This window comes from Agrobacterium sp. 10T429, assembly GCF_056393925.1.
Genome location: NZ_JBFTGV010000002.1, coordinates 273,797 through 285,058 on the forward strand (window position 1 = coordinate 273,797; position 11,262 = coordinate 285,058).

The following is an 11,262-nucleotide window of genomic DNA, read 5'->3' on the forward strand; positions in this document are numbered from 1 at the left end:
TGGCCGCCAACGCGCGGCTATCATCGCTGCCAAAACCTTTGGCCTTAAGCTTTTACCGTGCCTGCCGGGTTCACCCGGTGCGCCCTTAATTTGCCAGGGGACAAGATATGTCGCCACGAACGGGCTTCGCCCTGTTGTTCTCTCTGTTCGCCGCGATTGGCACCAACGCCCATGCCGATGAGGCTGGTTTGATCTGGAAGCCGGTCAAGAATTCCGATCGTTCCTATACGGCGCGTATCGGCGCGAAGCTGCCGGTCGAGACGCCGATCCGGGCGGGGCTGGAAATGGGCATGAATGCCTCCAGGACGGGGCAGGTGGTGGATACGCCAGTAAGGTTGTGGGGCAATGTCACGCTGCTGGCGGAGCAGCTGCCCGGTGTTTCGCTTGCCCGTGATGTCGGTGTCCTCTTCAACGCGTTGACGGGGTCGAGCAGCGTTTCCATGACGTCGCGACAGAAACGCATCGTTACGCCGGAACTGGATATCGAGGCCAACCGAAATTTCACGGTGCGTTATGACGGCACGGCGCAGCAATGGAACGGCCTGGATGTATCGCAGTCGCTGCGTCTTTCCCGCTCGGAAACCGGCACGGCTTTCGTGCTGACGGGGGCAAGCCGCAACAGCTTCAACGAGTTCAGCAGCGGCGTGGCCGTGGAGCAGAAGATCGGCGATCACCTGACAGTGCGCGGAACGCTCGATCAGGGATATGCGGATCATTTTCGGCCGGGTGTGAGTGCGCGGTATAGTATTCGGTGGTGAGGGGCGTCACCGGTTATCGTATGGATGAGCAGAAAGTGATGGACGTTCTTGCGTCGCATTCGGCGTCATCCTTGGGCTTGTCCCATGGATCTAATCACGTCGCATAAAATCGCGACGTTGCAGAGGCTCGGGGCAGGCCCGAGCATGACGGAGGAGAGGTTTGCGCACATTGCAAACGATCTCCACCCGCAACAGCCAACCTCAATCCTTCTTCAGCTCACCCATGCGGTTCCACGCGTCGAGACCGGCAATCTTGTAGGCCTCGGCAAGCGTGGGATAGTTGAAGGTGTTCTCGACGAAATACTCCACCGTACCCTTCAGGTTCAGCACCGCCTGGCCGATATGCACCAGTTCGGTGGCACCTTCGCCGACGATGTGGACGCCGAGCAGACGGCGGGTTTTCAGCGAGAAGATCATCTTCAGCAACCCGCTGTCGAGACCCATGATATGGCCGCGTGAGGTTTCACGGAAATGGGCGATGCCGCATTCATAGGGAATGTGGCGTTCAGTGACTTCTTCTTCCGTCAGGCCGCAGGTGGAGATTTCCGGAACGGCATAGATGCCGTAAGGGAAGAACTGCGGCGGTTCACCGGCCGGTGCACCGACCGCGTGGCGGGCGGCGATACGGCCCTGTTCCATCGAGGTGGAGGCGAGGCTCGGGAAACCGATGATATCGCCGGCGGCGTAAATGTTCGGCACTGTTGTCTGGAAGGTCTCGGGATTGACCTTCAGGCGGCCGCGGCTGTCGGCTTCCAGCCCACAGGCGGAAAGATTGAGCGTATCGGTTGCGCCGACGCGTCCGGCGGCGAACAACACCGTCTCGGCTTTAAGGACGCGGCCGTTGCTGAGCGAAACGAGGCACTTGCCGCTGTCGTCGCGCTCCACCTTTTCCGCTTTCTGGCCGAAGACCAGCTTCATGTTACGGTCGCGCAACTGATAGGTGAAGTCCTCGACGATTTCCTTGTCGATGAATTCCAGCATGGTTTCGCGCGGTTCAACCACCGTTACCTGCGTGTCGAGCGCACTGAAGATCGTGGCATATTCGATGCCGATGACGCCCGCGCCGACAACGACCATGGAGCGCGGCAGTTCCTTGATCTCGAGTATCTCGTCCGAATCGAGCACTGCCGCGCCGTCGAAGGGAATATGCGGTGGCCGGTAGGGCCGCGTGCCGATGGCGAGCAGAATGGAAGCGCCGGTGACGTTCATGACTTCACCGTCGTTCTTCACCACCTTCACCGTGTTGGCATCGACGAAGCTTGCCGTGCCGCGAATGTGCTGCACGCGGTTGCGGGCGAACTGGTGTTCCAGCACCTCGACCTCGTGGTCGAGCGTGATCAGCAGGCGGCGGCGCAGATCGTCCGCGTCGATCTCCTGCTTGACGCGGTAGGAGCGGCCATAAAAACCGCGTTCGCGCCAGCCGGTGAGATTGAGCGCGGTTTCGCGCAATGTCTTGGAAGGGATGGTACCTGTGTGCACCGAAACGCCGCCGACGCGGCTGCCCTTCTCGATGACCAGAACCCTCTTTTCGAGCTTGGCGGCCTGGATGGCGGCGCGTCTTCCCGCCGGACCGCTGCCGATAACAATCAGATCGAACTGGTACATGAAAACCCCGGAACAGAATGTATTGCAATGACCGGATGTCGCATCCGGGATGGCGCTGCCGCGAAATGGTCGTGATGCCATTTTGACCAGGGGAAGTGATTCCCTTGTCAGCCTTGCACACGAGAGTGCAATGCAACAAACGCCTGCGTCAATCTGTAGCGCAATAATCTGACGGATTCGTAACCGTTTTGCCCGCTTGTCGTTTTGCGACGCAAAGATGCGCCTTTGCGCCCGGCACGGCCTTCGCCGTCGGGTTTTCGTAGTTTCAGACGGGTTTTGCCCGGTCACGCGCTGATTGGGGTTGGAGTGGACGGATGCTTGCGCGACCGGGCATTCCAGAAAGCCGTATTTCGCAAGAGGCAGTGCACGGCCTTTTGCGAAATGGTCCTGTCACCATGAACGTGCCACCGTTCCCACCACCAGGACCGTCCTTCGGTTTACGCCACGTCTGGCGTCTACCCGGCAGGACTGCATTCAAGATAACAGGGTAAGGCGGGGCGGGGAAAAGCGGGGATGGATTTTCGCGCGCCGGTTCTTTCTCGTCAGTCTCCTTTCCGGGTCACATGGCGGTGAAGGGCAGCGAGGTCCTGCCTGAGTGCTGCCAGTTCGGCCAGTACCTTCACGTCGATCTTTTCGTGCAGAGACAGCACCTCAAGCTCGGCTTTCAGGTTCACCTCATAATCCTTGGCGGCCTCGAAGCGGTCGCGGGCGGCCTGCCGGTTCTGCGACATCATGATGATCGGCGCCTGAATGGCCGCGAGCATGGAGAGCAGAAGATTGAGGAAGATGAAGGGGTAGGGGTCGAAGGCCCGCGTCGTCAGCACGATGGTGTTGATGATTGCCCAGAACACCAGGAAAAAGCAGAAGCTGAGGATAAATCCCCAGGAGCCGCCAACCCTTGCAATGCTGTCGGCCAGCCTGTCGCCCAGGTTTGCCCCGGCGGAAAATTCCGCATTGGTGTCGGTCGAGACCAGCTTTTTCTGGTGCGACAGTTCCAGAATACGACGCTCGACCTCGCCGATTTCCCGGGAGGAGCGCTTGAAGTGCGAAACGATATAGTCGGAGATGTCTGACACGGTGCTTCTCGTGGTGCTGATGGTTCGTTACGGCCCTGTCGAGATAAACCCGCATGGCAAAGGAATTCAAACGATTTCCGCTGCCATGCCGTTTAGACATCCAGCCCCATCAGACGGAGGGTGTAGCGTCATTTACCCAGTTGAAGCCGGGGAAGAAGCGCTCTCGGCCATATTGCTCGCCGAACATCATGTCGAATTGCAGCAGGCGATAATTGCGCACCACGTCCGGAATGGAATTGGGTGAAATCGACCAGTCGGGCAGGGCCTTGCCATCCGTTGCCACGAGCATATGCCGGTCGACGACGGAAAACGCATCCTGCACTTCACCCAAAGTCCCCGTATAGAAGGGGTCTGAGAAACCGGCTGTTTTCAGTACGTGATAGGGCAACAGCGCCGGGCTGATGGTGCCGATATTCTTGCGCACGCCCGTCTTCGAGGACCAGACGACGAGCGGCGTCTCGTGTTCCTTTTTCATGACTTCCAGCGGCGCGCGGCGGCTGGCCACCATGCCCGGCATGTAGCCGCTTTCCACGAATGTCTGGCCAAGCGGCGGCAGGTGATCGCCGAAGAGCACGATGATGGTTTCGCGCTCGCGCTTTTTTGCCCAGCGCATCAGCTTCAGAAGGGCGTCGTCGGCCTCCGCCACGCCCTGCGCATAGGTACCAAGCGCCTGCGATGCGGAAGCGGAAAGATCGCCCTCTACGCCGATGGTGTCGCTGGCATAACGGCCCGCCTCGTAAGGTCCGTGTCCCTGCAGGGTGACGGCGAAGAGGAAGAGCGGGTTGCGCGCATCGTCCGCGGCCACCATGATCTGGTCCATCAGCGCGTCGTCGGAGGCGAAGTTGCCGCGCTTTTCCATGGGCGGCAATGTCTCTTCCGAGCGGAACTCCTCGAAGCCGAAATTCCTGTAAACTTCCTTGCGGTTCCAGAACCATTCCTGAAACGGATGCATGGCGATTGCCGAATACCCTTCGCCACGGAAGAAGCTGGCAAGCGAGGGCACCGGGCGGCGGATATATTGCTGGTAGGGAATGCTGCCATAGGGCAGGAAGGCGTTGGAAAAGCCGGTCAGCGCCTCGAATTCCACATTCGCCGTCATGCCGCCGAATTCCGGCGAGAACACGTTGCCGGATTGCTTGGCGCGGATGTTGGGCATCGGATCGGCAGAGAGCTTCACGTTTTCAAGCCGTGTCGGATCCCACAGCGATTCGCTCATCAACATGATGACATCAGGGTAATCGCCCGTGTTGGCGGCAAAGGCGGCGGGTTCCGAGGTCAGGTCTGCGATGCTGTTTTGGCCGTAACCCTGCGGCGCCGAGACGTTGGCCATGGGAATATTGAAGGCAAAGGCCATCAGGAAACCGTTATGGCGGTAATTCTCCTGTTGATCCCACATCATGGGGATGATGTTGAGACGATCGCGCACCCACGAATAATGCGAATAGTCCATGAGCGAGGCGAGGCCGGCCAGAAGCGGCAGCGCCAGCACAAGACCTGCGGCGCGTTCGCGCCAGCTCAAGCCCGGCGAATAACGCCGCGCCAGCAGCCACAGGGTGGAAAGGGCCGCAACCGTGGCGCAAAGGCCAAGGCCGACCAGCACGGCCGTCAGCGGCTGGGCTTTCAGCATGGTGGGCAGAAGCTCGAGGATCTGCCGGCCGAACAGCAGGTCGGAGGGATAAAGCGGATCGGAGAGATAGGTCTGTTTCTGCGCGGAAATCAGCCCTGTCAGCGCGCAAAGCGGCGCAACGGCGATGAGCGACAGGTAACGGCGGCCGAGGATGGAATCCAGCGCTACGAGCAGCAGCAGCACGGCGGCGATGGTGGTCATGCCGGGGCGGGCGGATGAGGTGAGGAAGGTGCCGACATCAACTAGCGAACCGCGGGCGATCCATTCCAGCGCGACGACAAGCACGACCGACGAAAATGTCAGATTGGCAAGCGTGTAGGCCTTACCCGAAAGCTTGGAAAGGCTCCGCGTCCATGCAGGCGAAAAGACAAAATCAGCCTTTTCGGAAGCCGTTGTTTTTGGCGCCGAATTTCTCAAACTCATACTCCGGTATTACGAGGCGACACCGCGCAATTCGGGGAGGTGAATCGGGGCGTCGCAAAACTGTCATGTAACTGTCACATAAGCGCGATGAACGCGACATGAACTTTGCGGAGTGTGGCCGGTGCGGTGATAACCTTAGCGTGAATGCCGGTTGCGGCTTCATCCTATCAAGGTGGTGCGGCATGCAATTGCCGCGTTGCGGAGCGGGCACGGGCGCGGTATTGAAAAGCCATGAGCGACAGACACGACATCAAAAACCATCTTCGAATTGCCGTCGGGCAGTTCAATCCGACTGTTGGCGACGTGGCGGGCAATCTCGCCAGGGCGCGTGAAGCACGGGCCGATGCGGCGACGCAGGGTGCCGATCTCCTGCTTCTGACCGAGCTGTTCATATCCGGCTATCCGCCGGAAGACCTGGTATTGAAGCCGGCTTTTCTGAAAGCGTGCCTGAAGGCCGTGGAAGAACTGGCGGCGGAAACCGCCGATGGCGGGCCGGGCGTCGTCATCGGTTTTCCGCGTCAGGGTGAAACGGGCCGGCACAATTCGGTTGCGCTTCTGGATGGCGGCAGGATCATCGCGCTGCGTGACAAGATTGACCTGCCGAATTACGGCGAGTTCGATGAAAAACGTGTTTTCGCCGAAGGTTCGATCTCCGGTCCCTATAATTTCCGCGGTGTCAGGATCGGCATTCCGATCTGCGAGGAAATCTGGAACGACATGGGTGTGTGCGAAACGCTTGCCGAAAGCGGGGCGGAAATCCTGCTGGTGCCGAATGGTTCGCCCTATTATCGCGGCAAGCTGGATGTGCGCCATCAGGTGGCGCTGAAGCAAGTAATCGAAAGCGGCTTGCCGCTGGTCTTCGCCAATCAGCTTGGCGGGCAGGACGAGCTGGTTTTCGACGGCGCGAGCTTCGGTTTCAATGCCGACAAGACCCTTGCCTTCCAGATGAGCCAGTTCGAGGCGACCCTTGCCGTCACCGATTGGAAACGCACCGCAGAAGGCTGGCGCTGCGAGAGCGGTCCTTTCTCGAAAATCCCTGAAGGCGAGGAGGCGGATTACCGGGCCTGCATGCTGGGCTTTCGCGATTACGTCAACAAGAACGGCTTCAAGAGCGTGGTTCTCGGCCTTTCCGGCGGTATCGATTCGGCGATCTGCGCTGCGCTTGCTGTTGATGCGCTGGGCGAAGAGCGGGTGCGCTGCATCATGCTGCCCTATCGTTACACCTCCGAGGATTCGCTGAAGGACGCAGCCGATTGCGCCAAGGCACTTGGCTGCCGTTACGATATCGTGCCCATTGCCGAACCGGTGGATGGGTTCCTGTCGTCGCTTTCGGAAATGTTCGAAGGCACGGAAGAAGGCATTACCGAAGAAAACCTGCAGAGCCGTACACGCGGTACCATTCTCATGGCTGTTTCCAACAAGTTCGGCTCGATGGTGGTGACAACAGGCAACAAGTCGGAAATGTCGGTGGGGTATGCGACGCTTTATGGCGACATGAATGGCGGTTTCAATCCCATCAAGGACCTCTACAAGATGCAGGTCTACGCCATCTCCAGTTGGCGCAATTCCCATGTGCCGCCGGGCGCGCTCGGGCCATCCGGCGAAGTGATCCCCGCCAATATCATCTCCAAGGCGCCATCCGCTGAATTGCGACCCAACCAGACAGACCAGGATTCGCTACCGCCCTATCCGGTGCTGGACGATATTCTGGAGTGCCTGGTGGAAAAGGAAATGTCGGTCGAGGAAATCCTCGCGCGTGGCCATGATATCGCGACGGTGCACCGGATCGAGCATCTGCTCTATCTCGCCGAATACAAACGCCGCCAATCCGCGCCCGGGGTGAAGATCACCAAGAAGAACTTCGGCCGCGATCGCCGTTATCCGATTACCAACCGGTTCAGGGACAGGTAGTCGAAGGAGGGCATGGGGGAGCTTGCTGGACCCCGAATCTAGTTCGGGGTGACGGAGTGCAGATGCTGCGACTTCGCCATATATCGATGTCAAAGAAGCATCCTTTTCCTCCAACGGCGCGGACACGCCGCGCCGTTTCCCTATCTCGTTAAATAACCTGCCCCACATCGATGCGGTTGCCATCCGGGTCTTCGAAAACGAAGGCCCGCAGGCCATAATCCTTGTCCTGCAGACTTTTGATGATGCGAAGCCCGTGGCTTTTGCAAAGCGCGTGCAGCGCGTCGGCGTCGCTGACCAGCATATGCGCCACATTGAAGGGGGCCGGTTTGTGCGTCGACTGCAATGTCAGGTGCAACTCTGCATTACCTTGTTTCAGGATCAGGAAACCGACAGGGTTGCCGTTTTCGAAGGTCTTTTCGAAGCCCAGCACACGGACATAAAAGTCATGGGCCTTCTCGATATTCTTGACAGGAAGCATTGCGGCGATCCGACCGAAGCGGATGCCGTGATCGGCGATGTTGTTCATCGCGGAACCTCGGATCTGGGAGAAACGGGCAGGGGTGCGGGCGGTGCCGGAACGCTGCTGTTTTTTCCTATTTGAATTTGCAGGGCGGTGCCTGCGGCAATAGGATCATAATCACGGCGGTGGCGGATGCAAACGGAATGTTTGTGCCATTCAACGCTCCACGCCAGACGATCGACAGGCCCGGGAGGCAGCATGCGCAGTTCCATCGAAATCTTCAACATCCGCACTCGGCAGATGCGGGTGGTCTGGCAGACGCCGGAGCTGTTCGAGGCTCCGAACTGGTCGCCGGACGGGAAATACCTGCTTCTGAACTGCGATGGCCTGCTTTACCGCCTGTCACTTGCCGGCGACCCTTCGCCGGACAAGGTCGATACCGGCTTTGCGACAATCTGCAACAATGACCACGGCATTTCGCCTGACGGTTCGCTTTATGCCATTTCCGACAAGGTGGAGTTCGGCAAGAGTGCCATCTATCTGCTGCCTTCGACGGGCGGAACGCCGCGTCTGATGACTAGGAACCTTCCGTCCTACTGGCACGGCTGGTCACCGGACGGGAAAGGTTTCGCCTATTGCGGCATTCGCGATCAGGTTTTCGATATTTATTCCATGGACATAGACAGCGGCGTTGAGACACGCCTTACCCATGGTGAGGGCCGCAATGACGGGCCGGATTATTCGCCGGATGGAGAATGGATCTATTTCAACTCCAGCCGCACCGGCCAGATGCAGATCTGGCGCGTGCGGGTGGATGGCTCGGCCGTCGAGCGTATCACCGACAGCGTCTATGGCGACTGGTTCCCGCATCCGTCTCCCAGCGGTGACAAAGTCGTCTTCGTCTCCTACGACGCCGATGTCTTCGACCATCCGCGCGACCTCAACGTGCGCGTGCGGCTGATGGATATGGATGGCGGCAATGCCGAAACGCTGTTTGACCTTTTCGGCGGGCAGGGAACGATGAATTCGCCCAACTGGTCACCGGACGGGGATGAGTTCGCTTATGTGCGGTATCTTCCCGTTGGGTGATGCGGTAGGGGGTGCTTCAGCCGGCGCGCGTCTGCGAGGCGGCTGAAGGCCGCAATACGCAGGTGAGGTGGCCACGGTCACATTGCCGCATCGCTGCGCAAGATACTTGTATTTGCAATCTTTGTTGCTCATAAGCTTCTTCGTCAGGTGCCCGCCCTTTACGGCGGGAGAATCGGGAATCCGGTGCAAGACCGGAACGTGCCCAGCGCTGTGAGGCGGATGCCCTTTTTCTTGATGCCACTGAATCCATTCGGGAAGGCGAAAGTGGGCGGATGAAGCCGAGTCAGAAGACCGGCCTGACAGGATAGACCAGACCGCGTGGACGGCGGCAGGTTGTTGCAGCAGCGCGTCGTGCAGGTGAAAACCGGAGCCGGTTTTCGTGGCGGCGCGCCAGCATTGTTGGGGATAGACGATGCCGACCGATCCACTCGCGACCAGTTCGCTCGACGCCAATGCATTCGATCACGCGCTTTCGCCCGCCTACCCGTTTTCCGAGGGAGAGCGAGAGGCGATCTACCGTGCCATCGAAACCCGCCGTGATGTGCGCGACCAGTTCCTTCCGGATCCATTGCCGGAAGATGTGGTCGAGCGCTTGCTGAAGGCGGCGCATTCCGCGCCCTCGGTCGGTTTCATGCAGCCGTGGAATTTCACGCTCGTCACTGACGGTGCGGTCAGGCAGGCAGCCTGGGTTGCCTTCAGCCGCGCCAATGGCGAGGCGGCGGCGATGTTCGAGGGGGAGCAGCAGGCGCTTTACCGCAGCCTCAAGCTCGAGGGCATCCGCAAGGCGCCGCTCAGCATCTGCGTCACCTGCGATCCGACGCGTGGCGGCAAGGTGGTGCTGGGCCGTACCCACAATCCGCGCACCGATGTCTATTCCACCGTCTGCGCCATCCAGAACCTCTGGCTTGCAGCGCGCGCCGAAGGCATCGGCGTCGGCTGGGTCAGCATTTTCCACGATAGCGACATTCGCACCATTCTGGAGATCCCCGACCACATCGAGATCGTCGCCTGGCTATGCCTCGGCCGCGTCGATACACTTTATACCGAGCCGGAACTGGCGGTGAAGGGGTGGCGCCAGCGCGTGCCGCTGGAGGAGCTGGTGTTTCGCAATCGCTGGGGCGGGCGGTAAAGAGAACACGCGACCGCCTTGTGAGTGAGATAGAGCGTTGCCAACTCCATACCGCGTGCTTGATGGGAGCTATTGCTGCGGCTGAATGCCCTTCAGCGCCGGGTTCTTCAGGTCGATCCGGCCTGTCTGGTCGGGCAGGAATTTAGGGCCGATGACGCGGACCCTGCTGTTGTTCGGGTCATAGTCGCGTTCCGGAACCGGTTGTTCCGGCGGCTTTGCGGCCTGCTGCAGTTCGGTGGGTTTTTTGGGGGTGTCACCTTGCGGTGATGGAATGGTCGTGATGCTGGAATAGGGTTTCTCAGCTTCCGGCCGCGCAGCCTCCTGCTGCTTCATCTCCTCGTGATAGGCGGCCATGTTGCAGGCGCAGCCTGGGGCTTTTGTTGAGGCATTTCGATAAGCAAAGGCGGTCGGCAGGTCCTTGTAGGGCTTTCCTGTTTCAGCCGAGACCATGTCAGCCGTTTCCTGCTCCGTCATGGAGTGGAAATAAAGCTCCGTCTGCGTACCCGGGCACATTTTCTGGCATTGTTCGGCCTGCGCACGGAAATCGAGCGGCGAGGCATTGGAAGCGATGGGGAAAAACGAGCCGTCGCAGGTGCGCACGCACAGCGTCCTGAGCCCGCCTTCCGCAGCGGCATTGGGGTAGGGCGAAAGCCCTGCCTGTCCCGGCGGATTGCTCTGTTGGCCGAAGGCGTCGGGGTAACGTGCCACATCGGGGGCCGTCGGCTGGCGCGCTTCCGTTTCCGGAATGGCGCTGCAGCCATTGGCGTCAAGGGCGGCGAGAATGCGCTGGCGTCTGATGTCGCCATCAACGTTGCCCTGGGCCGCCATGGCATAGTCGCGGTCACGGATGATGGCATCGCGTTCGCTCTGCGCATCCGCCATCGCGTCGCTGATTTCCGCGCAGAGTTCGGCATTCGGGCTGCCATAAACGGTGACGCTTGCGGATGAACAGCCGTAACGGCGCAGATCGTTCCTGATCCTGCGGATCTCGATGTTCTGGCGGGTGAGCGCATTGGCGTAACGCCGCACCTCGGCTGTGTTGCCGATGACACGCGGCGGTTCGCGCAGCTGCGCATAAAGCGTATCGCAGACCTGATCCGCGAAAGCAGCGGCCGGGGCGATGAAAACAAGGGGAAGCAGGAGGCCGATAATGCTGCGGCGCCGGGTCAATGGTGCGATCCGTT

Annotated in this window: 9 protein-coding genes and 1 riboswitch; of the genes, 4 read left to right on the forward strand and 5 right to left on the reverse strand. The window is 59.9% G+C overall.

What is annotated here, in order from left to right; genetic code table 11:
- Positions 1 to 107 precede the first annotated feature (107 nt).
- A complete protein-coding gene (locus tag AC1DCP_RS06345; protein ID WP_003515508.1) occupies positions 108 to 758 on the forward strand; it encodes a hypothetical protein in 651 nt (216 codons plus the stop codon).
- 201 nt (positions 759 to 959) lie between these two features.
- Here the strand turns inward: AC1DCP_RS06345 and sthA are convergent, their stop codons facing one another.
- The 3 genes from sthA to AC1DCP_RS06360 all read right to left on the reverse strand — a co-directional run bounded on the left by sthA (position 960) and on the right by AC1DCP_RS06360 (position 5,489).
- Complete coding sequence (gene sthA / locus AC1DCP_RS06350) at positions 960 to 2,363, reverse strand: Si-specific NAD(P)(+) transhydrogenase (RefSeq protein ID WP_065687316.1); 1,404 nt, start codon at positions 2,361 to 2,363, stop codon at positions 960 to 962.
- Positions 2,364 to 2,905: 542 nt separating this feature from the next.
- On the reverse strand, positions 2,906 to 3,439 hold the full coding sequence (locus AC1DCP_RS06355; RefSeq protein ID WP_065687317.1) for a DUF1003 domain-containing protein: 534 nt from the start codon (positions 3,437 to 3,439) through the stop codon (positions 2,906 to 2,908).
- A 109-nt stretch (positions 3,440 to 3,548) separates the two neighbouring features.
- Positions 3,549 to 5,489, reverse strand: a complete 1,941-nt coding sequence (locus AC1DCP_RS06360; RefSeq protein WP_065687318.1) for an LTA synthase family protein — start codon at positions 5,487 to 5,489, stop codon at positions 3,549 to 3,551.
- 231 nt (positions 5,490 to 5,720) lie between these two features.
- Between AC1DCP_RS06360 and AC1DCP_RS06365 the strand changes: the two genes are divergently transcribed.
- A complete protein-coding gene (locus tag AC1DCP_RS06365) occupies positions 5,721 to 7,400 on the forward strand; it encodes an NAD+ synthase (RefSeq protein WP_065687319.1) in 1,680 nt (559 codons plus the stop codon).
- A gap of 148 nt (positions 7,401 to 7,548) precedes the next feature.
- Here the strand turns inward: AC1DCP_RS06365 and AC1DCP_RS06370 are convergent, their stop codons facing one another.
- Positions 7,549 to 7,926, reverse strand: coding sequence for a VOC family protein (locus tag AC1DCP_RS06370; protein WP_065687320.1), 378 nt, complete (start codon positions 7,924 to 7,926; stop codon positions 7,549 to 7,551).
- A 192-nt stretch (positions 7,927 to 8,118) separates the two neighbouring features.
- Between AC1DCP_RS06370 and AC1DCP_RS06375 the strand changes: the two genes are divergently transcribed.
- Both AC1DCP_RS06375 and bluB read left to right on the forward strand, forming a co-directional pair.
- The gene (locus AC1DCP_RS06375; protein WP_065687321.1) at positions 8,119 to 8,949 is read left to right on the forward strand and encodes a TolB family protein; all 831 of its coding nucleotides are present in this window, start codon (positions 8,119 to 8,121) and stop codon (positions 8,947 to 8,949) included.
- A 128-nt stretch (positions 8,950 to 9,077) separates the two neighbouring features.
- Positions 9,078 to 9,263, forward strand: a riboswitch (cobalamin riboswitch).
- A 98-nt stretch (positions 9,264 to 9,361) separates the two neighbouring features.
- Positions 9,362 to 10,078 carry a 5,6-dimethylbenzimidazole synthase gene (bluB, locus tag AC1DCP_RS06380; protein WP_025593576.1) on the forward strand — a complete coding sequence of 239 codons (717 nt, stop codon included), beginning with the start codon at positions 9,362 to 9,364 and terminating at the stop codon, positions 10,076 to 10,078.
- Positions 10,079 to 10,147: 69 nt separating this feature from the next.
- Here the strand turns inward: bluB and AC1DCP_RS06385 are convergent, their stop codons facing one another.
- On the reverse strand, positions 10,148 to 11,248 hold the full coding sequence (locus AC1DCP_RS06385) for a DUF2865 domain-containing protein (RefSeq protein ID WP_065687407.1): 1,101 nt from the start codon (positions 11,246 to 11,248) through the stop codon (positions 10,148 to 10,150).
- Between the last annotated feature and the right edge of the window lie 14 nt (positions 11,249 to 11,262).

Excerpts from the sequence above, each read along its gene's own strand:
- AC1DCP_RS06345 (WP_003515508.1), top strand. The coding sequence starts at position 108 with ATGTCGCCACGAACGGGCTTCGCCCTGTTGTTCTCTCTGTTCGCCGCG.
- sthA (WP_065687316.1), bottom strand. The coding sequence starts at position 2,363 with ATGTACCAGTTCGATCTGATTGTTATCGGCAGCGGTCCGGCGGGAAGA.
- AC1DCP_RS06360 (WP_065687318.1), bottom strand. The coding sequence starts at position 5,489 with ATGAGTTTGAGAAATTCGGCGCCAAAAACAACGGCTTCCGAAAAGGCT.
- AC1DCP_RS06365 (WP_065687319.1), top strand. The coding sequence starts at position 5,721 with ATGAGCGACAGACACGACATCAAAAACCATCTTCGAATTGCCGTCGGG.
- AC1DCP_RS06370 (WP_065687320.1), bottom strand. The coding sequence starts at position 7,926 with ATGAACAACATCGCCGATCACGGCATCCGCTTCGGTCGGATCGCCGCA.
- AC1DCP_RS06375 (WP_065687321.1), top strand. The coding sequence starts at position 8,119 with ATGCGCAGTTCCATCGAAATCTTCAACATCCGCACTCGGCAGATGCGG.
- bluB (WP_025593576.1), top strand. The coding sequence starts at position 9,362 with ATGCCGACCGATCCACTCGCGACCAGTTCGCTCGACGCCAATGCATTC.